The 23,873-nt window shown below is 36.7% G+C and carries 12 protein-coding genes; 1 reads left to right on the forward strand and 11 read right to left on the reverse strand.

The genetic code is table 11. The features are described from left to right. Nucleotides 1-15: 15 nt before the first annotated feature. Nucleotides 16-855: a GLPGLI family protein gene (locus L1967_RS10215; RefSeq protein ID WP_249601528.1), complete on the reverse strand. Its 840-nt coding sequence runs from the start codon at nucleotides 853-855 to the stop codon at nucleotides 16-18. A 160-nt stretch (nucleotides 856-1,015) separates the two neighbouring features. Between L1967_RS10215 and L1967_RS10220 the strand changes: the two genes are divergently transcribed. Next, complete coding sequence (locus L1967_RS10220; RefSeq protein WP_249601529.1) at nucleotides 1,016-2,494, forward strand: SLC13 family permease; 1,479 nt, start codon at nucleotides 1,016-1,018, stop codon at nucleotides 2,492-2,494. Here the strand turns inward: L1967_RS10220 and L1967_RS10225 are convergent, their stop codons facing one another. From L1967_RS10225 to L1967_RS10270, 10 genes are all read right to left on the reverse strand, one after another. Continuing rightward, nucleotides 2,495-3,532 carry a sialidase family protein gene (locus L1967_RS10225; protein WP_249601530.1) on the reverse strand — a complete coding sequence of 346 codons (1,038 nt, stop codon included), beginning with the start codon at nucleotides 3,530-3,532 and terminating at the stop codon, nucleotides 2,495-2,497. It abuts the gene before it with no gap. Nucleotides 3,533-3,845: 313 nt separating this feature from the next. Further along, nucleotides 3,846-5,696 carry a beta-galactosidase gene (locus L1967_RS10230; RefSeq protein WP_249601531.1) on the reverse strand — a complete coding sequence of 617 codons (1,851 nt, stop codon included), beginning with the start codon at nucleotides 5,694-5,696 and terminating at the stop codon, nucleotides 3,846-3,848. Nucleotides 5,697-5,701: 5 nt separating this feature from the next. Then, nucleotides 5,702-7,162 carry an alpha-L-fucosidase gene (locus L1967_RS10235; protein WP_249601532.1) on the reverse strand — a complete coding sequence of 487 codons (1,461 nt, stop codon included), beginning with the start codon at nucleotides 7,160-7,162 and terminating at the stop codon, nucleotides 5,702-5,704. Between the two features lie 7 nt (nucleotides 7,163-7,169). Continuing rightward, nucleotides 7,170-8,624, reverse strand: a complete 1,455-nt coding sequence (locus L1967_RS10240) for an alpha-L-fucosidase (RefSeq protein WP_249601533.1) — start codon at nucleotides 8,622-8,624, stop codon at nucleotides 7,170-7,172. Between the two features lie 16 nt (nucleotides 8,625-8,640). Then, nucleotides 8,641-11,031, reverse strand: a complete 2,391-nt coding sequence (locus L1967_RS10245; protein ID WP_249601534.1) for a glycoside hydrolase family 3 N-terminal domain-containing protein — start codon at nucleotides 11,029-11,031, stop codon at nucleotides 8,641-8,643. 97 nt (nucleotides 11,032-11,128) lie between these two features. Then, the gene (locus L1967_RS10250) at nucleotides 11,129-12,700 is read right to left on the reverse strand and encodes a RagB/SusD family nutrient uptake outer membrane protein (protein ID WP_249601535.1); all 1,572 of its coding nucleotides are present in this window, start codon (nucleotides 12,698-12,700) and stop codon (nucleotides 11,129-11,131) included. 9 nt (nucleotides 12,701-12,709) lie between these two features. Continuing rightward, on the reverse strand, nucleotides 12,710-15,748 hold the full coding sequence (locus L1967_RS10255; protein WP_249601536.1) for a SusC/RagA family TonB-linked outer membrane protein: 3,039 nt from the start codon (nucleotides 15,746-15,748) through the stop codon (nucleotides 12,710-12,712). A gap of 439 nt (nucleotides 15,749-16,187) precedes the next feature. After that, nucleotides 16,188-18,779 carry a prolyl oligopeptidase family serine peptidase gene (locus tag L1967_RS10260; protein WP_249601537.1) on the reverse strand — a complete coding sequence of 864 codons (2,592 nt, stop codon included), beginning with the start codon at nucleotides 18,777-18,779 and terminating at the stop codon, nucleotides 16,188-16,190. Nucleotides 18,780-18,822: 43 nt separating this feature from the next. Then, nucleotides 18,823-20,415, reverse strand: coding sequence for a SusD/RagB family nutrient-binding outer membrane lipoprotein (locus tag L1967_RS10265; RefSeq protein WP_249601538.1), 1,593 nt, complete (start codon nucleotides 20,413-20,415; stop codon nucleotides 18,823-18,825). 10 nt (nucleotides 20,416-20,425) lie between these two features. Then, complete coding sequence (locus L1967_RS10270; RefSeq protein WP_249601539.1) at nucleotides 20,426-23,704, reverse strand: SusC/RagA family TonB-linked outer membrane protein; 3,279 nt, start codon at nucleotides 23,702-23,704, stop codon at nucleotides 20,426-20,428. Between the last annotated feature and the right edge of the window lie 169 nt (nucleotides 23,705-23,873).

Raw genomic sequence — 23,873 nt, forward strand, 5'->3', positions numbered from 1 at the left:
TACTTAAAAATAAAATCATTCTAATTCTATAGGATTGTTCTTTTTAGCTAATTCTTCATGGTATTTTTTAAGGTAATTCTTTTTTTCATCACCTTCTAAACCAATAATAATCGTTTTTCCCCCTTCACCTACATAATTATTCACATAACTAATTGGATCGCTTTCATAAGTGGCTAGTAAATCCAAAAGTTCTTTCTTTTTAATCTGTTTGTATTTATTAGGAATAATCTGATATTCTAAAGGATTAGCTAGTTCTTCAAAACCAGCGAATTCAAAAACATATTCGGCTTCAGTATCCTGTATTTCTAAAATCAAACCGGGTAAGCCGGCAAATTTATAAGGCCCGTCTGAAAGCGGAATTTCTGGGGTAAACCACGCCACATAATCTCTCCCTCCAAAACTTGTAGTTGCCTTTTGTACCTGATAACCCGCGATTTCTTTAGCATCTGGCTGTATTTCCCATTGTATATCATCTAAAGATTCCAGGTAATAAAGTTTATCACTTAAAAGTTTAATGCCGTAACCCATTTTATTTTCTGCCTTGTTCTTAAAGACCCGATAATTAAATTCACTCTTAGTCGCTTTCATTTTACTTTTCCACCTTTCAGAACCAACGTCCACAGCATTTTTAATCACTGCCATAGAATCTTTTAAAGCGACCCCTCTACTTAAAAATAAAGAAGATTCTCTATTTGCAAAAAGCCACATCGTCTCTGATTTACTGGACTCCAGACCCGTAGAATCTAGTTTAAAAGTAAGTGTATAGGTGACGCGATAATTCAGTTTATTTTGAGCATTCAGCGGAATAACATAAAGTATAAAAAGAGAGAAAACGAAGATGATCTTATTTTCCATGGGTAATATTTAATGGATTTCGCCACAATATCCCATTAAAACCATAATTAAACAAGAAAAACAACTATATTTTTAGTAACAAAACTATTTTAATAGTAACTAATGAGGATTGCCGCCTGTTTAGAAAATATTTATCTTTCCACTTGATAATAAATTATAAATGAACAATAGCCTTAAACGTATCATCTTAACTGCCGGCCCATTAATTTTTGTCATATTTCAATTTTTACAGCCACCGGCAGATATGTCCCCACAGGCTTTTAATGTGCTAGCCGTAACGATCTGGATGGCGATTTGGTGGGTTACCGAGGTTATTCCTATTGCTGCAACCGCACTACTGCCTATTGTTCTTTTTCCCTTAAGCGGTGCTTTGGATATTGGACTTACTACCGCTTCTTACGGGCATAAGTATGTGTTTTTATACATGGGTGGTTTTTTTATCGCCGTAGCTATTGAAAAATGGAATTTACATCGCCGAATTGCCCTTAATATCATTAACCTCATTGGCACTAACATCAAGTTTATTATCCTTGGTTTTATGGTGGCCACCGCATTTTTATCGATGTGGATCTCGAATACAGCAACATCGGTAATGATGCTCCCTATAGGGACGGCAATTATTACGCAATTAAAAGACAACCCAAAAACCAGTGAAAACGAAAATAAAACCTTTGGCAAAGCCCTGATGCTAGCTATTGCTTACAGCGCCTCTATTGGCGGAATTGGAACGTTAATTGGAACGCCTCCCAACCTTGTTTTTGCCGGAATCGTAGAAGAATTATATGGTATTGAAATTAGTTTTGTAAAATGGGCGCTTTTAGGAATGCCCATCTCTATCCTGCTTTTATTTTTTTGCTGGAAATACATTACCAGTTTCGCCTTTAAATTTAACCAAACAGAATTTCCCGGCGGAAAAACAGAAATCAAAAGATTGCTTACCGAACTGGGCAACATAAGCATACAGGAAAAACGTGTTCTTATTATTTTTGTGCTTACCGCCCTTTGCTGGATTACGCGCTCATTTTTTCTTGAAAAGTTTTTACCAAATATAGACGATACCATTATCGCGATGATGGCCGGGATAGCCTTATTCTTAGTTCCATCTGGTAAAAATAAAGAGAAACAAAAGCATTTATTAAGCTGGGAAGAAGCAGTTAAAATTCCATGGGGGATCATATTGCTTTTTGGAGGCGGTATGGCTCTTGCTAAGGCATTTAGTGATACAGGATTAGCCAACTGGATTGGGGAACAATTGGTAAACCTGGAAAATTTACCGCTATTTTTACTCATCCTGATCTTAGTAGCCTCGGTAAACTTTTTAACTGAAGTAACTTCTAACCTTGCGACTACCGCCATGCTTTTACCCATACTGGCACCAATGGCGCTGGCCCTTAACCTTCATCCTTATTTTTTAATGGTTGCCGCAACTTTAGCCGCCAGCTGTGCTTTTATGCTCCCTGTGGCCACACCTCCCAATGCTGTGGTTTTTGGATCTGGCTATTTAAAAATTGCCGATATGATGAAAACAGGCTTTTGGTTAAATATTATTTCCATTTTAATAATTAGCCTTATCATTTATTTTGCTTTACCGCTTATCTGGGACTTTGATCCGTATACCATCCCAAAGGTTTTTAAATAACTAACTGGTGCGTTTCAATCTAAAATACTTAATCTTTTCCCTGTCGTAAGTATAGGTAATATGAATTTCGCCATTTTTAGTCTGCATTATAGCGGGATAGCTAAACTCGCCTTCTTCTTTATTTTCCAGTTGCAGTACATCCTGCCAATGCTCAGCATCATTAGAATACGCGAGATAAAGCTTACTCCTACCTTCCCACCAGGCCTCCCCACTGGCCAGAGGATTGTAAACCATCAAAAATCCGCCGTTTTTTAGACCAACCGCATCAATGCCCGAGTTTGGATTTGCCAGCTCTGATCTACTAAAATCACTCCAGGTGTCTCCCTGATCTTTGCTGAAACTTTCTAAAACGACATCCTGATCACTTCTGAAAAAAGCTTTTAAATCACCATTTTTTAACTGAACTATTGTAGGCTGAATTACTTTATAATCGGAATCCTGATTCACAGGAACAATTCTCCAGGTTTCCCCTAAATCATCTGAAATTTCCATGTGCGCGTGCCACACCTCGCCATCCTGAAGCTCTACACTAGACGGACTTACAATGCGGCCATTTTCTAACTGTATGGGCTTATTTTTTATAGGTCCTAAAATACCTTTAGGCAGTAATTTCTTATCACTCCAGGTTTCTCCGCGATCTTTAGAAATTTTATAAGCACCCCACCAGGTGGAAGGTGATGGCCCAATTTTATAGAATAAGAATAATTTATTTCGAATATTGAACAACACCGGGTTCCAGGTTGGATAACTTAGGGTATCATTTTCGAAACCATCGGCTACTTTTTTAGGAGAAGACCAGCCAGCTTCAGTTTTTACACTGGTATAAATACTTACATCGGGATGTCGCTCATGTGTCCCCCCAAACCATGCTGCAATAAGATTCCCGTTTTCCATTTCTTCAATAGTTGAAGCATGGGCACTGGGAAAATTGGCTTCGGTATAAATAAAACCTGAATCTAAAACTTCAAATTTCATGTTTTGCTGTGCCATTATATTCAGACTGGAAAACACAATTAAAATAGTCAATTTCGCTTTCATACTTCAGAAAAAGTAAATTTCCCCACGACAATGAGGTATGATTAGAAAATTATTTTTTATTTCGACGTATCCCGATCCTGGTGGCTATCAGGAAGGGTATGCAACACTTAATCTTGATGATCAAGTAAAAAAGGGGAAGCAGTAAACTACTCCTCTCCCCCTACAATGTATGAAACAAACTAAAACTTACTTGAACTATTAAATACTCCTCAATTAGAGATCTTTTAAAACGCATTAAAAAGGAAGGAGGATGGCGGTCCTCCTTCCGTTGTCAAACAAACTATTCACTTTTAAGTGAACATAACATGAAGACTTATTGAGACAAGCTGTCCAAAATCGGTTGTTCTAAACCTGAGATTGCAGATTTTGGGTCTTCATTCAGCTGCTCTAAAATTGTAATCGTATTTCCTTTTTCTTTTAACCAGCATCCCGGTAAATACAGTGTTTGCTGTGGGCCAACTTTCCAATACCGGCCAAGATGATGACCATTTACAAAAACGATACCCTTACCCCACTTTCGCATATCTAAAAAGGTATCTCCTATATTTTCTACATCAAAATGACCTGAGTATAATACCGGTAAGCCTTCTTTAACTTCGCTTACTCCTTCTAACTTAGGGACTGCATCAAATGGCGCTTTATACATTTCCCAACCACCAGATATTTCGTAGTCGTTAATACTTACTGCGTTTATAATTCCTTTTTTGTTTTCGGTCATTTTTGCACCGTAATTAATGCGCCCCATATTCTCTACCAGAATCTCTAAAGTCCCATTAAAAGGGATTTTCACATCGATCTCGTATTGGTTATACATACGATTTAGCTTTCCTACATATTTACCATTTACATAAACTGTGGCATAATCGCGCAACCCGGGAATTTGTAATTTTCCATTAATAGGCTGTGTAAACTTTTTACGATATAACACATAACCATAGCCCTGATTAAGTGCTTCAAAACTCATTGGTGCATCTGCCACAATAGGTTTAGATGACTTTATATATTCGAGAGCACTTTGTTTTTTATCGAGCGTAATTCCTGGGATCGATATTACCGGAATTTGCTTTGGAATTTCAGGAATATCATAATCTACATATTCCTTCATCAATTTCCTTATCGCGTTATATTTTGGTGTTGCCCATCCTGCTTCAGAAATTGGCGCATCATAATCATAACTGGTAATATCTGGCTGGATATCGTGATCGTCGTTATAATTGGCACCACTGGTAAACCCAAAATTGGTTCCGCCGTGCACCATATAAAAATTAAAATCTACATCGTTCTTAAGATATACCTCCGTTTGTTTGGCAATTGCCTCTGCTCCGATCTTATTAAACGGTTCTGCCCAGTGATCCAGCCATCCCGGGTAAAATTCGGCCACCATATAAGGTCCCTCCCCGTTGTGGTATTTGTTTACCGCTTTTTTAAGATTGGCGACATTATTTTCCCCGTTTGCAGTTGGTAAAACACCTTCTATTGCTCCTCCGTTAAACAGCCACGTGCCATCTGAAGTGAAAAACGGGCCTTCCAGACCAGAATCCTTCAGCATTTCAAAGATCTTTTGTTTGTAGGCTTTATGATCTTCTGCTGAAATATCCTCTCGTTGTGCCACGAAAGATCCAAATTCATTTTCAGCCTGAATCATAATTACATTCCCTCCTTTACTTGCCTGAAGCGGTTTTACCTGCGAAGCAAGTTCGTTGATATAGGTACGGCATGAATCTAAAAATGCCTTATTATTTTGACGAATTTTAAGATCAGGGTTCTTTTGAAGCCACCACGGGTAGCCTCCAAATTCCCATTCGGCACAGGCATAAGGTCCGGGACGAAGAATTACAAAAAGACCTTCTTCTTCGGCCATTTTTATAAATTCTGGTAGGTTTTTATTTCCTGAATTCCAATCCCATTCTCCCGGTACTGTATTATGATAGTTCCAGAAAACATAGGTATTCACAGCATTTAAGCCCAACGCTTTTATCATTTGTAGTCGATGGCGCCAATAGGCTTTTGGGATTCTGGCATAATGCATTTCTCCAGCATAAATGTGAATGGGCTGGCCTTTATATTTAAAATCGCCACCTTCTATTTTAAAAACCTCATCCTGGGCCTGTACAGTACTAACAGCAATGCAAATAAGAAGAATGAGTTTTGCTAAAATTCGCATCGATTTTAATAAATTTCAAGATTACTAATTACAGGGCTGGCTTTTGCTGCCTCGAACTCAATTTTTATCGCCGTGGTTTTTACGGAAGGAATTTCAAGTATTCTTTTGTAACCAATCGTCGTACCTTCAGCCACCTGCTTCCAGTTACCATCGACCATTGCTGCAATATGAAACTTTTCTACACGTTGTCCTAATGCTATATTTTCCTGTAATAGTACAAAATTAACCGTTTTAGCAGCATCAAACTTAATTTCTACAGAAGACTCGATTACTCCCTCATCGGTTACCCAATACGAGTCGGTATTTCCATCAATTAAATTGGTCGGGGCATAATCATCCAAGTTGCCTCTATAGTTACTGGCCGATATTTGTACATTCTCGGCTAAATTTTTAGCAAAAACGCTATCAATAATTTTACGCATCCCCAATAATGAAGCCACATCATTTTCATGAAACTGCCCTCTTCGATCTGGCGGAACATTTAATAACAGCGTAGAACCTCTACCTACAGATTGCAAATAGGTAGTAAATAATTCTTCTGGTGATTTCACTAAAGAATCCTCTTCTTTATGATAAAACCACCCGGGACGGATAGAGGTATTTACCTCAGCCGGAATCCAATCTGTACCATCTTCAGCCCCTGTTTGCAAAAGATCTCCTATTCCTGCTTTTCCGGCATAAAGGGTATCTGGAGTGATGGTGTTCCAGTTTGTTGTTCCTCCCACTCCGTCTTCGTTACCTACCCAACGTAAATCTGGGCCGGCATCGCTAAAAAATAATACAGCAGGCTGCATTTCTTTAACCATTGCTAAAGTTGTTGGCCAATCGTAATAATTTTGTTTATCGATCCTGCGCTCTTCATTGGCACCACCATAATATCCATCACCGCCATTAGCGCCATCAAACCACATCTCGAAGATATCACCATAGTTGGTGAAAATTTCTTTTAACTGATTGCGATAATATTCTACATAAGACTCTTCTCCGTAATCTGCACGATTACGATCCCAGGGCGAAAGATAAACTCCGAATTTTAATCCATGTGCCCGGGCAGATTCGGCTACTTCATTTACCAAATCTCCTTTACCATCTTTGTATGGTGAATTGGCAATATCATGCTCGGTATATGCTGAAGGAAAAAGAGCAAAACCATCATGATGCTTTGCGGTTAGAATCACCCCTTTAAAACCGGCCTTTTGTAAAGTTTCCATCCATTGATCTACATCAATGTCTGTTGGATTAAAAATCTCTGGTGATTCGTCTCCAAATCCCCATTCTTTACCGGTAAACGTATTGGTTGTAAAATGAATAAACGCATTCATTTCCATATCATGCCAGGCCAATTGTTCTTTTGTTGGCGTTGGCCCCACGGCCTGTGGCGCTTTCGCCTCCTGCTTTTCGTTACAGGCAAATAAAAGACTGGCAATACCAATAGCTGCAATAGTTTTATTTAGATTTTGGAACATATCTTTATTAGTTTTCTATTGAAAATGCAATTCCTGAGCTATTCTTTTTTGAACGGATTTCCTGTGGAAGGCTAATTTCTGCTTTACCATCTTTAAGTTTAAAATCAACTTTCTTTCCTGTTTCCAGTAGTTTGATTTTAGCATTTTCTGAAGGTATATTTTTACTAAAACTTATCGTTTTTGGTAATTTCTCGCCATCATCAAACATTACTATAGCAAATAGTTTCTTAGCATTCTCTGTAAAATAAATATTGTCTTCCTGATAATCATCAATGGCATGCGTATCATAGATCGCTTCCCCATTTTTATCTAGCCATTTACCTATTTCTTCTAATTTCTCTACGACTTCAAGCGGTAAAGTTCCGTCGGGTTGTGGCCCTACCCCCAAAAGCATGTTTCCGCCTTTGGCCACTACTTCTACAAGATTATGGATAACTTCTGTAGAGGATTTGAAAGGATCGTTAGGTACATATCCCCAGTTATTACCCAATGGTAAGCAGCTTTCCCATGGATTATCTAATTTGGTTTCAGGGATTTTACGCTCTGGTGTTTGGTAGTTTTCATAAGGGCCATGAACTGTACGATCTGCAAAGATAATTCCCGGTTGCTTTTCACGGGCCATTGCGGCGATTTTAGGCATATCGATCTCCTGACTAAAATCTGGAATTGGTGCGCCCCAGGCTCTAACTTCATCGTTTACGGTTTCTTTTGGACGTACCCAACCACCATCTAACCAAAGAATATCTACACTGCCGTAATCGGTCATTAACTCTTCAATCTGGTTATAAGTGAATTCTTTAAACTTGTTCCAACGCCAATCGTATTTTTCGATATCGTAATTTGCATTTCTATTGGGCGTCGCGTATTTATCCCACCAGAAATACTGTGAATGCCAATCGGGTTTAGAATAGTAGGCCCCAATCATAAAATCTTTCTTTCTAAAAGCGTCAAAAACATATTTTGCCACATTCGCTTTAGGATGATTTTGGAAAGGACCGTTAGTGATTTTATAATCGGTTTGCTGCGTATCAAACATATTAAACCCATCGTGATGCTTAGTGGTGAACACGACATACTTCATCCCGGCAGCTTCTGCAGCATCTGCCCAGCTATCGGGATCAAAATTTACCGGGTTAAAGATTTTATCCAAATTCCAGTACCATTTTTTATAGTCGTTATAGGCAATGGTGCTATCGCGGTCTATCCAGGCTTCAGAGCATAAATTCCAGCTCTCCATAATTCCTGGTACAGAATACACCCCCCAATGGATGAGCATCCCAAATTTTTGATTACCCCATTTATCTAATTTCTCCAAGACCTGAGGATCTGTGGGGGCAACATATTCTTCAGATCGACCATGTACACCATGCTCATCTTCTTCTTGCGTTTGGCCTTGCAGCGCCTGTACACTTATTAGAACCGCCAGTACTAAAAAAGATTTTAATGTATTGAATTTCAACATCTGTGAGTTTATTTTTTTATTTAGAAAGTATAATTGTTTCAGGAATTTCAAAGCTTGTTTCCAGTTTTATATCTTCAGAAGAAGTGCCAATCATTAACTTAAATTCTCCTGCTTCAACTTTTTGCTTCATTTCTGTATCAAACAGAGACAATTCCTTCGGAAGTAATTCAAATTGAACCGTTTTTGTTTCCCCGGCTTTTATGGAAACACGCTCAAATGCACGTAACTGTTTTACCGGACTAAGCACGCTACTTACCATATCACGAATGTAAAGCTGAACAACTTCATCTCCATCTACTTTACTAGTATTGGATACTTTTAAGCTGATGTTGACTTTGGTATTTTTCCTTTTTCCTGAAGTCGCTACTTTTAAATCTGAATATTCAAATTCAGAATAACTTAAACCAAATCCGAACGGAAATAATGGTTTAGCATCGGTCTCTACGTAATCTCTTCTCTTTGGAAACCAGTAATTATAATAGACCGGAATTTGTCCTAAAGATTTTGGTACTGAAACCGGTAATCTTCCTGCCGGATTAAAATCACCAAAAAGAACATCGGCAATAGCATTACCACCTTCCTGACCGGGATACCAGGCATCCAAAATGGCAGGAACATTTTCTGCAGGCCAGTTTAGCAATAATGGTCGACCTTTTATTAAAACCAATACGGTTGGCGTACCCGTTGCAACCACTGCCTGAAGCAACTCTAACTGTTTTCCCATTAAATTAAGGGTAGAACGATCGAAGCCTTCACCGCTTTCCATATCTCCAAGAATTTCATCTTCTTTTGAAGAAACAGTAGCGGCACCGGTTTCCAGATATTCGGTTTTAAAATCCCTGGCACTGGAACCTCCTAAAACCACAATTGCGACCTCTGCACTTTTAGCAGCTTCTACCGCAGCAGGAATATCGGTTTGTGTCGTATCACGAACAGCGGTACCTTTTATGTAGTCTATTGTTGCGTCTGGTAATTTATGCTGAATACCTTCCAGGGCGGTAACAATATTATCTTCGGCCTGTGGTGCGGTATAATCTCCCAATTGATTGTACTGCATATCTGCATTTGCTCCAATTACTGCTATACGCTTTAAATCTTTACTTAACGGAAGTAAGTGATCTTCATTTTTAAGCATTGTAATGGATTGTCGAGCTACCTCCCTGGCCAGTTCGATATGCGCCGCATTCCGCACTATTTTATCAGCTTCTTTTTCATTGGTATAAGGATCTTCAAAAAGCCCTAATTTGAATTTTACGGTAAGAATTCGTCTTACAGCTTCATCAATTCGTTGCTTAGCAACTTTTCCGGCGCTCACCGCATCAAGCAAAGCATCATCAAAGCCGTTTCCTCCCAGATCTACATCTACACCGGCATTCATAGCGATCGCTGCGGCATCCTCTTCGGTATCGACAATATGATGATCCCCTAAAAGACCTTCTATACTTGCCAAATCTGAGATTACAAAACCCTCAAATCCCCATTTTTCTTTAAGAGTATTGGTCAATAAACTTTTATGGGCCGTACTGGGAATCCCATCAATAGAACTATAGGCAGTCATTACCGATAAAACTCCGTTATCCACAGCTTCCTTTACCGGATACATATAATTCTGAAATAAATCACGTTGTCCTATATGCACTGCCGCTCCATTATGACCTCCTTCTGAAACTCCATAAGCTGCAAAGTGTTTTAAAGTAGCGGCAACATGCTTTTTAGATTTTAAATCACTTTCATGGTCTCCCTGAAAACCTTTTACAATAGCTTTTCCCATTTGGGCGATTAGATAAGGATCTTCACCAAAAGTCTCTTCTACACGAGACCACCTTGGTTCTCTGGCAATATCGATAATTGGCCCGTAAGCGGTATTACTTCCCTGTACTCTAATTTCCGCTGCAATAGTTTGAGCCATCTCTTTAACCAGATCAGGATTCCAGGTGCTCGCCTGACCTATCGCAGTTGGAAATACTGTAGTCCCAACTGCCATATGCCCGTGCATCGCTTCTTCTTCAAGTAATAATGGAATTCCTAAACGGCTATTTTCAATAGCGTATTTTTGTACTGCATTGGTAATCTTTGCGGCTTCTTTTGGATGTAAGCCAGTTTCTAAAGTTTTTTGCGTCCAGGGATCTGCTCTTAGCAATCCCCATAATCCCCCAATATGCCTATTTTTAATTTCTTCTTTATACAATTCACTTAAGCTCGCCTTGCTTCCTGCTTCTTTACTGTACATTTTCCAACCCAATGGAGTGGTTAGCTGACCAATTTTTTCTTCAAGCGTCATTAAAGAAATTAAATTCTCTACTCGTTCATTTACGCTTAACTCACTGTTTTTGTAAGGCGCATTTTTAAGATCCTGAGCGACCAGGAAATTTGAAATTAGTAAAAAACAAAGGCAAATCTTTTTCATCTAAATTATTTTAAACATTTAATAGGAAAACTGGTTGACTATTCGCCAACCAGTTTTCACCTAACTAAACAGAAACAATCGAATGGTTGTTTTATTTTTAGAAGTTGCTCGCTCCAGTATCCCACCAAACTCTGGTACCTCCATTATCTGGACCACCAAGAAGATCAACACCGGTTTGTACACCTTCATTATGTGTATTGTATTCTACTGTTGGGAATGGAGTTCTTCTAACAAATTCATCTGTATCGATCAATCCACCACTATAGTTCACCACAACAGGTATTAACCTTGGATATCCTGTTCTTCTAAATTCAGACCATGCTTCCTGACCATTAGGGAATAAAGAAATCCATTTTTGAGTGATTATTCTCTCTAATTTACGCTCGTTTGAAACTGCATCGTCCCAAGCAACAGTAATATCACTAGAGGCAGAGAAATCATTTTCAGGATTTTTAGGATCTGTATAATCTGCAAAAGTACTGGTCGCATCAGCAAGATAATCTGCTACTCCTGCTGCACCAAACTCTTCAAAAGATAATTGCACGCCCATCTTATAGAAGTCTTCTGCAGATCCTCCCATATTCCAACCTCTTAAAGCACCTTCCGCTCTTAAGAAAGCAACTTCAGAAGCGGTCATGATTTTCACATTTTCGGCAGTACTAAACATTTTTCCTATAGGCGAAAAATTCACATAAGTATTTTTTGATGCGATCGCTATACCCTGTCTAATCCCTTTATAATCTCCAGATACATCTTCATCTGAAGCAGGCTGAAAATAAATTGGTAAACGAGGATCATCATAACCTCCTAAAACAGATTCCATCGTAGCAGACATTCGAGTATCTTGCCAGCTATTACTAAACATCCAAAGAGGGTGCATATTACCTTGCAGAGACATCATCAAATTATCACTATTATTTTCCATCACTCCATACTGGTTTGCAATAGCTTTTTCTGCTTCTTGTTGTGCTAGTGATGGATTGGCTTTCACAATTCTCATGGCTAAACGCAGCCTTAAAGAATTCGCGGCTTTTATCCATAATGAAACATCTCCTTTTAGCGTTGATGTATCAAATTGAACAAAGTCAGTATTATCTACATAGGTTTCTAATGTTGAAACCGCAAGATCCAATTCTGCAAAAAACTGGTTATATACTTCTTCCTGACTATCATAAGGAACAAAACTAGGAGAAGAATTATATTGGCTATACATTATAGGCCCATAATTATCGGTCACTTTATGCATGGCAAATACCTTATGAATAAGACCCCACGAGAAAAAATTTGGATAATTTTCCTGCACATTATTTGTTTCGAATCTACCCATATAAGACATAATGTTATTATACTTAAGATTCATCTGTCTATCATACCAAGTGAAATTGTACGTAACGTTATTTCGATTGGAAACAAAAGGCGTTGGCGGAACTAAAAATTGGGAAAAAGCATCACCTGTTAAGTTTTCCTCTACTTGCAAACCTGCATCAATAGTTCTTACATAGGCTTGCATGGCTCTAACAAAACCACCGATATTATTACCATCCTGTTCTGCCGACTCGTCTGTAATACCATAAGGATCTGTATTGATTTCTTCGAAATTATCTGTACAGTTCGTCAAAGTAAGTATTGCGGTCGCTGCTAATATTGTATTAAAAATTCTTTTCATCATGTTCTTTAATTAAAAGTTAGCAGATAAGTTTAAACCAAAGTTTCTAGAAATAGGTGGTCCAAAGTTAGTTACTGCCTGAGTCCCATTACCCGTACTAATTGCAAAATCTGGGTCGGTTGGAGCATCATTATAAAAGAAGAATAAATTATTTCCTACCAGAGAAACATTTAGATTTTTCATAAAACTATCCTCTCCAAAACCAAATCTATATCCTAAAGAAAATTGTCTTAGTCTAATATTAGTTGCATCGTAAACATATCGCTCTTTAATCCCATTTCTACCACCAACACCTGTGTAATAACTTTTTGCATCTACTATACCACTAAACGGAGTACCGTCATTTAAAACTCCGTCTACCTGAACTCCACCTGCATCTCTAGCCGCCGCAGTAGCTTCTGTTGCCCCCAAAGCATCTAAATAAGCTTCTGTTTGTGAAACAAATTTCCCACCAACTCTAGAGTCAATAAGAAAACTTAAACTAAAATTTTTAAATTTCATAGAGTTATTCCAACCTAACATAAAATCTGGATTGGCATTACCTACTAGTTTCATCCCATCTGTAGTATTTGCATTTACAGGAATTCCATCTTCAGAAACAACGATGTTTCCATTTTCATCTCTGGTATATGCATTAACGTAGATATCACCTAAAGAACCTCCCTGTACGATATAAGTTTCATAGCCTTCACCGCCACCACCAACAATACTATTTCTTTGACCATTTAATTCTTCATTTAGATCTATAATCTCATTATCATTATGAGTAAAGTTGAATGTAGAATTCCATGTGAAATTATCATTCTTAAATACGTCTGCTCCTAGTGTTAATTCAACGCCATAATTTCTTACATGACCCGCATTAACAAAATAGGTTTCCCAAACCGTTCCAAGAATTGCCTGTAAAGGTAAAAACTGGTCTCTACTATCAATTTGATAATAGGTTGCACTTAAATTAACTCTGTTTTTAAAGAATCTAAAATCTGCACCAAATTCCCAGTTATCCTGAATCTCTGGCTTTAGCTCTGTGAATGGCTGAGTAGTATTAAAATCGATTTGGTTGTATGCTGCATCATTTATAGGATTTGTTCTAAAAGCTGGAACCTCGTTAGCTACCTGAGCAAATGAAGCTCTTACTTTAGCATAAGAAATAAATTCTGGAAGCTCAAATGCTTCACTTGGTAAAAACGTAATACCCGCTGCAGGATATAAATACGAAGAGTTATCTGTAAATGACAATGTTGAAGCCCAGTCGTTTCTAGCCGAAACATCTAAAAATACCATATCCTTAAAACCTATAGAAGCATTAGCAAAAATAGATTGTTTAATTAATCCCGAGCTTACTTGCTGAGCATTAGTAAATGACTGTAAACCAGAAATATTTTGAATAGTAAATTCGTTTGGCGCGTATAACCCGTAAGTATTACTATCTACAGATAATCCATCTCCAATAATTCTTTTTTGATAAGCTGCCCCTACCAATCCATGAAAATCCCAATCTTCTCCAAATTGCTGATCATAAGTTAAGATCATATCAGCATATGCTTGCCAACTCTCTATATTAGAATAAACATATCGTCCATTATCACTAGATACTACAGGACTAGATCCCGCCATAACTTTTTGCTCATATATTTGACGAGTAAAATCGTAGCTACCTCTACCTGATAAAGTTAATGCTTCTGAAATACTATACTCAATAGATGCATTTCCTATAAAACGTTTAGTTCTTTCAATATTTGGTGTATTATGTAAAATCCAATATGGATTCATATTGGCCTCACTGTTTCCTAAAATTGGCCAGTTTTGCACCATTAAATTTCTTTGTGGATCTAAAACCTGATAATTTTTAGCATAATCGTCAAAGTCTAAACCTCTAGGGAATGTATACAATCCTAGTAATGGATTAAAATAATACCCATTTAGCGTTTTATTATCTACTTTTTGATCTGTCAATAAAACATTTGAAGATACCTTTACCTTATCATCAAAAAACTTAGATGTTTGCTTAAAAGTAAGGTTATTTTTATTGAACTCATTTGTTGGCATAGTTCCCTTGGCATACGTATTTGCATAAGAGAAATAAGTGGTAGTCTTATTATTACCTCCGCTTAAGGAAATAGCATTTTGCAAAGTAATCCCTGTATCAAAAAAGTCGTCGACATGATTCTTATATCTTCCAGGTGCTCCCCAGCTTGAATCTGCACCTGGCTCATCTGTTGCTCCATATCTAAATTGAAGATCTGGATAATCATAAACTCTTTGAACCTGAGTAGTAGAACTAACATTGATTCTTGTTTTTCCAGCTTCTCCCTGTTTAGTTGTAATAAGAATTACACCATTGGCCCCCTGGCTACCATAAAGTGCCGCAGCATTTGCTCCTCTTAATACAGTGACACTTTCAATATCCTCTGGGTTGATATTCGATAAACCATCACCACTATCACGGCCACCATAGAAACCACTAGCATCTGAGGTCTGATAGTTTGCCATAGGGATACCATCAATAACAAATAAAGGTTGATTGGAAGAAGTAATATTTTTTGAACCCCTAAGCTGGATTTTTGTTGAACTACCAGCCCCTGCTGTTCCTTGTCTAATTTCTACTCCGGCAACTTTTCCGCTAAGTCCCTGAGTAAAGTTTACGTTCTTACCTTGTGTAATCTCTTCTGAACCCAAAGTTTGAGAAGCATAAGTTAGTGCCTTAGACTCCCTTTTAATCCCTAAAGCCGTTACCACAACCTCATCTAGTGCCTCTGTATCGGTTTGCATTTCTACATTAATTTCATCAGATGATACTGGAATCTCCTGAGTAGCATAACCAATCATCGATAAAACCAATGTAGCGTTATCTCCTACTGTTAAGGAAAAATTTCCATCAAAATCTGTAGAAGTTCCATTGGAAGTACCCTTTTCCATAACCGTCACACCGGGCAAAGGCATTCCTGTCTCTGCTTCAATAATGGTCCCACTTACTGTTTGCGACTGCGAAAAAGCAATTTGAGTTAGTCCCATTACAAGCAGAAACGAAAAAATAATTCTTTTAAACATACTTGTATTTAATTTTAGTTAGTACCGTAATTAGTAGTAGGCAACTACTAATTTTATCTTAAATGTTATAAATAAGTTAAGCTTCATAAAATAAAATCGACGGACAACTACTATAAATAGACAAACAACTTAATAATAAATTTAAGTTTCATTTATGATTTACAAACAATTTTAATAAAAGTTTTAACACTAGATCAATTTTTTTCATTTTAATTTAAATTATCTATATAGGTTAATCGATTAATCTATTTTCAAAATAAACTATCCATCTTAATGAAAACGTTTGAGTTCTTTTAACCTACATAATCCGTACTTTTCCACTATACTTTAAAAAGAAATATTGTCTCAATCTCTTTAAAAAAGAAAAACCAGAACATAAAAATTCTGGTTTTTTACTAAAACTGAAAAATGAAGCGCTCTTGCCTCAACTAAATTTTATTTACAGGTTCCAGATAAAGTCTCCGTTTTTAATAGACCAATCGTTTCCAAAAAAGCCACTAAACTTTACGCCAGAAAGACCTTGTTTTGGCATTTCGTCATCAAAAACCACAATATCTGGAAAAAAAGTTCCGTTTTCTAGATAATCATTTGCATAGGCTGCATGCATACCCTCAATACCAGTGGCACTAATCACCCCGATACTTGTACCAGGATTGTCTTCTTTTGGGTAAATAAAATAGGTGCCATATTGAGAACCTTTTAAAGTTTTCTCTCCTACCTGCATTTTGTCTTTAGAAACCTGAATTGGTGAATGTTTTAATAATTTCTTCCAAGCTGTATTATTCGATCTATTCCCATATAAAATAATATTGCGGTCTCGGTATTCCGAAACTTTAAAGTCGGTATCTTTTACTAATTCAATATTTCCATTTGCCCGATACCAGAATTTCTCGGCATCAAACTTAGCCCGGTTGTAATACCACTCATTTTCTTCTTCGCTCCCTTTACTGGCATAGACAAAAACCATATTATTTTTAAAGGCATCTTTAAAGCCTCCGTATCGAAGTGGACTTTTTTCAGATGCATCTGGCCTTGATGTAATTCCCCATTCATCAGAAGCTTTTGACAAATACACCTTATCTGAAGAAGGTAAAGCAATGGACTCTCCATCTATAGAAACTTCAGATAATGTATCCTGCGCCATGGCTTTTAAATCTATCGAAAGTATTTTTATATTTGAAGTGGTTAATTGAAATCCGGTATCAGTTCGCTGAAACTTAAAATTACTGATCTCAAAAGGATGTTCTTGCTGTAGAATACTTACAAAATGAGAGCCTTTAGAGACACCTGGCGAAGCTGTGGTAAAGTTGATATTGTTAATTTCACTATCCTTTTTTATCTTCCTTCTGCTGAAGAAATAAAATATTGGTGGCCAATCTACACTCTCATCACCAAACCAGTGCTCACCTCCCGGATATTCATAATACGCGAAATCATTATGGTATTTCCCTAATCTTTCCCGCATCTCCCTGGCTAAAAAAGTGGGTACCACATTATCTGAATCTCCGTGTAAAATATAAACCCCAAAATGCAGGTAATTTTCTTTTAGCTTTAAGGTTCTGCTGGTATTCCCCGCACGCTTAATAATTTCGTTTAATTGCTCCTGATTAGTATTATTAAATTTTGGACTAATTTTTTTCTCAAAATCGACCAAATCCATACCAAATCTTTGTTGAGCTTCTGCATCATTCAAATTTCTGGTAAAACTATGTCTATATTCCAGTAAATCCGGATATCCGGCCGCAGGTGCTATAGCTGCAAATTTATCTGGATAGGTAGCTCCAAGATACCAGGTCCCATGACCTCCCATAGAATGACCGGTTAAATAGGTTTGCTGCGAATTGGTTTTGTACAAATCTGATGCATGTTTTAATACTTCTAATGCATCTAATCTTCCCCAATCTTCCCAGGCAAAACCAAATGGTCTTCTATTGGTAGCTGCAACTACGTGTCCCCAATCTTTTTGTTTGTAAGCATTCGCCTGATTTACCGCCTCTACAGATGCGCCGTGAACAGAGAGAAACATGGCCTGATGGTACTGATCTTTAGTTAAAGATGGCGCCACGCTATAATATTGTACGCTGTGATCTATATCGCTTAAAAAAGTATTTTTATGATGTTTGTATGTAGACTTTACATCTAAACTAATGCTTGCGGTATCAATTACAACATTGTTTTTGTCTTTTAAATAAAGAGTGGCCGTAACCGACTCTCCTTCTTTTAAATTTGTTGGATTTGGAATAAGAAAAGGAACTTTCCTTACATATTTTGGAGCTATAGCTGGTATTTCTATTGCTTCTGATGTTCCATTTATCTTTACTTGAATCGAGCCTTTTTGAAAAAATTTATCTTGAGTATTAATAATTCTTATGGCTCCCCAAAGTGATTCACTACCTTCTGAAATTAAATCTGGTAAGGTGAGGTCTCGTGTTGTAAATTCTACCGGCTTATAAGTAGCTAATAAGCGAGCTCTGATTTTCGGAAATCTTCCCCCGGAAAGCAGAAATGTATTTTTACCTTTTTTTAGAGTTATCGGAATTAAATTCCATCCAAAATCATAATGGTCGCCTTCATGAGGCAATCCATTTATTAGAACTTGCGTATGCCCGGAAGCTTCAAAAAGAACTGCTTTTTCTTCTTCTGAAGTATATTCCAGATATAAGTACCCATTACGTCTTAAAAACGGATTATTAAATTCACCATTTTCGACTATACTTATTTTTTCCCATTTTACAGATTTTTCCTGAAAACTATCATACACTTCTTTTCCCTCAGAAATTTCTGAACCAGGAGTTTCGTTTAAAAAATCTGCAAAAACGATATCATATTCTACAGAAGCATTACTAAAAGGAATGCCTGTAGTTTTTAATAGTAATCCTTTTTTAAATAAATGAATCACCTCTCCCTCACTAACATCGTTTACTTTTTCCTTACCAAAATATTCTACGATATTTCCTTCCCTATTTTGAGCAGAAAATTTAGTCGTTGTAATAACTAAGCAGGCAATAAATAAGTTTTTAAAAAATCTCATCTTGTTAGTTAAGAAAGAGGTGATCAAAAATTTTAATTTTCTATTATTCTATGTCCCAGAAAATTTTTGTGTTTCGGGTATCTTCCGATGCCACTTCTTGATAATTAGAATTATTATAAGTTGCTTCATCAGCCGGATATAATAATCTTACTGGTGGGTCTTGATAGCCTGATAAAGTTGCTTCCGGAAACTCCAGTTCAGGCACACCAGTTCTACGATATAGAGACCAAGCTTCTATAGATTGTAAAAATCCATAATGCAACCATTTCTGCTCCCATACTTTTTTTAATTTACTACTCATATCTCCTATATAAGAAACTCTGGGATTTTCTAAAAAGGAATTGATCTGTTCGCTAGAAGGAGAAGATTCAACAACTAATCCAGTAGTATTTAATTTATTTAAGTAATAGTAAAATGTGATAGATTGTTTTACAGCGGTCTCATAAGCTTCCTGTGCATTTCCGCCTCCCCATTTTTCAAAGGCTTCTGCTTTATTAAAATTAACTTCAGCGGCCGTCATCAAAATACCAGGTAAAGCCGGATTTTGTAAAAATGTAGTCGAATCTACGATAGCGTATTTTGCAAACTCAGATTCTTGCTGTCCAGAAGTAAAAGTAATGGGCATAGCTTTGAAATCTTCATTCTGTACAAACTTACCCTCAACTGTTCTTCCATATTTATCAAAAAGAACCTTTGTTCTTGGATCTTCAGAAGGCACCAATAATTTATTTAGCATAAAATCTGGCGCATAGTGACTAGGTAGCTCGGTTAAAGCATTTGTAAGATTATCGGTATAGGTGGTCAATGGCTCTAACAAAACATCTGTAGAAGAAGGATTATAGTCTGCACTATTATTACCATCTATTAATGGATATGATGAATTATCTACAAGCATCTCATTCACTTTGGCCTTAGCTGTACCTTCATCTGCATCAGATATTCTCATTAAATATCTTAATTTTAAAGAATTCGCATATTTCTGCCACATCTCTACATCTCCGCTCAACAAAATATCATATTTTGAAAAAGATGAATTAGTTGCTACCGAACTAAAATAATTTGCAGCGCTTTCTAAATCACTAATAAAGCTTTGATAAAGTTCTTGTTGATCATCAAACTTCGCATTGCTTATAGCACTTGAAGTTTCTAAACTACCTGCTTCGGAATATGGAATATCTCCCCACATATCAACCATTTTTGCAGCTTGTTCTACTAAAACAACTTTTGCAGCTTCCAAGAAAATTCGATTTATTTCTTTTTCAGCATCTGAAAGTTGATCAAACGTTACCTGCATCGCTCTATATGTACTTAGTACTCCACTACCGTTACTATTATTCACATAGAAATTATTCCAATACTGCTGAGCATAGCTACCATTTTGCTGATACATAGAATTACTATTCATAAAAAATGCAGTCTGACTATAAACAGCCGTTTGTGGTAATAAGAAAGTTCTTACATTCCAATAATTCGGTCTAACCCTATCATTATTCAGCATTGCTGTAAAGAAACCAGGGATACTAGGCTCTGTAGATTTTTCCGGATTATAATATTTATCTTCCAGCTCATCTTCACAACTTATTAAAGACAAAATTGCTATAAGTAAGATGAATATATTAGTTAATTTATTTTTCATAGTCCTTTATTTAAAAACTTGCATTTAACGAAAAACCAAAACTCCTTGAAGCTGCTGTAGACCCTACATCAACTCCCTGAGACCACCATTTATTACCTAAAGGCGCTTCTGGATCAATATTTTCTAGCGTTCTCCAGAAATAGAATAAATTTCTACCTACTAATGACAAGCTAAGTCGGTTCAATTTTATCTTTTCTGCTATCTCGGAAGGAAATCTATAAGTTAGACTAGCTTCCCTCATTTTTATGTAGCTATTATCATATATAGCTCCTTCTCTACTCCAAGAATCATTACCCCAATTAAAAGTGTTCATATAATAAGTAGCTGCATCAATAACTTGAGAATTTGGCTCTCCAGTATTTTGGTTTACTCCATCTAAAAGCACCCCATCATTATAAGTTTTACCATTTTCTGTATAAGACAAACCTCCATGAGCAGCATCTCTATATTTCATGGTATTTTCAAGCATACCAGCTCCCATCATGTACTTAGTATTCGGAGACACCATTTGCCCACCAATTCTATAATCTACATTTAAATTCAAAGAGAAATTTTTATAAGAAAAAGTATTCGACCATCCTCCAACAGCCTTAGGCATTATGTTGCCTGCTTTCACGTAGGAGTCTTTATCCATTACATATAATCCATCGTCATTAATCAAATTATTACCCTCATCATCTTTAGCTATCGGATTCACATAGATATTACCTAACCTTTCGCCTACACCAGCTACAATCTTTATAGTGTTTTGCTCTGCAGTATAAAACACCAGCTCATCTACTCCTGGCATTAAAGAATTAACTTTAGTTTTATTTACTGAAAAGTTAAATCTTGTATCCCATTTAAAACCATCTGTACCTGTAAATATTGGTGTGGCATTTAAAGCAAGTTCAAATCCCTCACTGCCAATCTCTCCAATATTTACAATTTGACTGGTTGCCCCTACTGAAGCTGCTGTCTGTAAACCTAGTATTTGATTCTTTACTTTATTATTATAATAACTCACATCTAAACCTAAACGATTTTTCAAAAACTGTAATTCTAACCCAAATTCGGCCTCATACTTTTTTTCAGGTTTTAAGTTTTCATTTCCATAGGCTGCACTTAACGTAAGCGCAGGAACAGATCCGTTAATTGTCTGTAATGATGTTTGGCTATATGAAATATTCGACTCATACATAGGTGGAGCATTACCTACAACTCCGTATGAAGCTCTAATTTTACCATAATTCATAAAATCTGGCACGTTTAGAACATCATCAAATACAAAACTTCCGTTTACAGATGGATAGAAATAACTATTATTCTTTACAGGTAAAGTTGAAGCATATTCCTGTCGAGCTGTACCTTCTAAGAACAAGAAATCTTTATAACTAATATTAGCAAGCCCTAAAAAAGCATACTTCAAAAGTTCTTTTCGATTATAACTAGTTGAAAGAATTCCGTAAGAGTTATTAAGACTAAACCAGTTTTCGGTAACTAAACCATTGGTAGTATTTGATTGTTGATCTTTATAATCTTCAGATCTTGATTGGAAACCTCCACTTACTGAAAACTCAAAATCATCGGTTATTTTATCTGCATATGACAATAACAGATCTGTATATACAATAGAATACTTTCCAGAACTAGCTGAAAAAGATCCTGTACTACTCGAACTAGAATTAAATTGAACCGGATATTCATTATACTGTTTATTTTCTGCATTTAAACTAGTATAATCGCTTCCCACTCGACCTCTAAAAGTCAAATTATCGGTCACGTCCCAATTTAAAGTAGCACTTGAAATCAATCGATTCTCAGTCTCATCATAACTGTTACGCATCTGCTGCCAGAAAAAGTCTAATAAATTGGTTGCTCTAATATTATATAAAAAAGCTTCATCAGATCTTTCGGGATAATTATAAGTTACGTATTTATAGCCATCTGATGTCTTAAATTTATCTTTCATCAAAGACATATCTTCTGTTCTGCTAAAATATCCGCCAAAGGAGCCTAGAACTTGCCCTAACTGATAGGGTCTATTATGAGTTAGCGTATTTATATAATTAGCGGTAACATCTAAACGAATATCATCGTTTAATTTAATAGAACTATTAAGTCCCAAGGTATTCTTCTCTTGATCACTTCCTTCTTGAGTTCCCTCATAGTCCAAGCGCGAAGCCGTAAACCTATAATTCAATTTTTCAGTATTCTCAGAAACGGCCACATTAACATTAGAACTATATCCGGTTCTATAAACATCTTTGTAGTTATTCTTTCTAGCAGAATAACTTCTAACTTTACCATCCCACCATAAAACATCTTGTCCTTCCATCTTTGGACCAAAATTACCGTATGCCCTAAAGTTTGGACGCAAACCAGTAGGTGAATCAGGTTCTTCTATCCATCCCTCTTCATTAGCTCCTACTGCTAAATTTGTTTCACGGTCATAACCAGGACCATATACATTTTGAAATTTTGGTAAAAATGCTACTTCTTCTACAGTTCCAGTAAAATTAACATCTACTCCTAAACCTTTACTTTTAGTTCCTTTTTTTGTAGTAATCACCACTACTCCACTTGATGCATCAGATCCATATAATGCTGTAGCACTAGCTCCTTTTAGGATACTTAGAGTCTCTATATCATTAGGATTGATATCAAGAATCCCATTCCCTCTAATTCGTTGGTCACCCCAATAATTATTATTGTTTGCTCCCGAGGCACCATTCTGCTGATCGTTTCTGATAACAACTCCATCAACTACATATAAAGGTTGTTGGTCATAATTCAATGAGTTTACTCCTCGTATTTGCACATTCACCGCACTACTTGCCCCTCCAGGAGCAGTAGTTATCTTTACTCCAGAAGCTTTCCCATACATTGCTGAAGCAAAATTAGTATTCCCACTTTCTGTAAGTTGTTCCGAAGAAATTTCACTTACAGCGTACCCTAAAGCTTTTTCTTTTCTTTTAATCCCCAATGCTGTCACAACGACCTCGTCTAAGGCTTCGGTATCAGTTTCCATTTTAATATTCACCTCTCCTGAAGTGACAGCCACCTCCTGAGTTGCATACCCCACCATTGAAAAAACCAATGTGGCGCCATTATCTACTTTAATAGAAAAATTTCCATCAAAATCTGTAGATGTTCCATTGGATGTACCTTTTTCCATGACATTAACTCCGGGTAAAGGCATTCCTGTTTCAGCTTCTGTAATGACACCACTCACATTTTGCTTTTGTGCGATTGCAAATTGAGTTAGTCCCAGTACAAGCAAAAACGAAAAAATAATTTTCTTAACCATACTTGTAATTAAATTTAGTTAGTACATGATAGATGATTAGCAGGCTTAGTTTACTAATCTTAAATTAAATGTTATAAATAAGTTAATTCTTAAGAAATAAAATCGACAGACAACATCGTTCAATAGCTAAACAACTTATAATGAAAAATCGTTTTCGCAAATTGAATCA

Origin of the sequence: Zunongwangia pacifica, assembly GCF_023499215.1 — a bacterium.
Classification (GTDB): Bacteria; Bacteroidota; Bacteroidia; order Flavobacteriales; family Flavobacteriaceae; genus Zunongwangia; species Zunongwangia pacifica.

Coding starts and splice junctions, on each gene's coding strand:
- L1967_RS10215 (WP_249601528.1), bottom strand. CDS start 855: ATGGAAAATAAGATCATCTTCGTTTTCTCTCTTTTTATACTTTATGTT.
- L1967_RS10220 (WP_249601529.1), top strand. CDS start 1,016: ATGAACAATAGCCTTAAACGTATCATCTTAACTGCCGGCCCATTAATT.
- L1967_RS10225 (WP_249601530.1), bottom strand. CDS start 3,532: ATGAAAGCGAAATTGACTATTTTAATTGTGTTTTCCAGTCTGAATATA.
- L1967_RS10230 (WP_249601531.1), bottom strand. CDS start 5,696: ATGCGAATTTTAGCAAAACTCATTCTTCTTATTTGCATTGCTGTTAGT.
- L1967_RS10235 (WP_249601532.1), bottom strand. CDS start 7,162: ATGTTCCAAAATCTAAATAAAACTATTGCAGCTATTGGTATTGCCAGT.
- L1967_RS10240 (WP_249601533.1), bottom strand. CDS start 8,624: ATGTTGAAATTCAATACATTAAAATCTTTTTTAGTACTGGCGGTTCTA.
- L1967_RS10245 (WP_249601534.1), bottom strand. CDS start 11,031: ATGAAAAAGATTTGCCTTTGTTTTTTACTAATTTCAAATTTCCTGGTC.
- L1967_RS10250 (WP_249601535.1), bottom strand. CDS start 12,700: ATGATGAAAAGAATTTTTAATACAATATTAGCAGCGACCGCAATACTT.
- L1967_RS10255 (WP_249601536.1), bottom strand. CDS start 15,748: ATGTTTAAAAGAATTATTTTTTCGTTTCTGCTTGTAATGGGACTAACT.
- L1967_RS10260 (WP_249601537.1), bottom strand. CDS start 18,779: ATGAGATTTTTTAAAAACTTATTTATTGCCTGCTTAGTTATTACAACG.
- L1967_RS10265 (WP_249601538.1), bottom strand. CDS start 20,415: ATGAAAAATAAATTAACTAATATATTCATCTTACTTATAGCAATTTTG.
- L1967_RS10270 (WP_249601539.1), bottom strand. CDS start 23,704: ATGGTTAAGAAAATTATTTTTTCGTTTTTGCTTGTACTGGGACTAACT.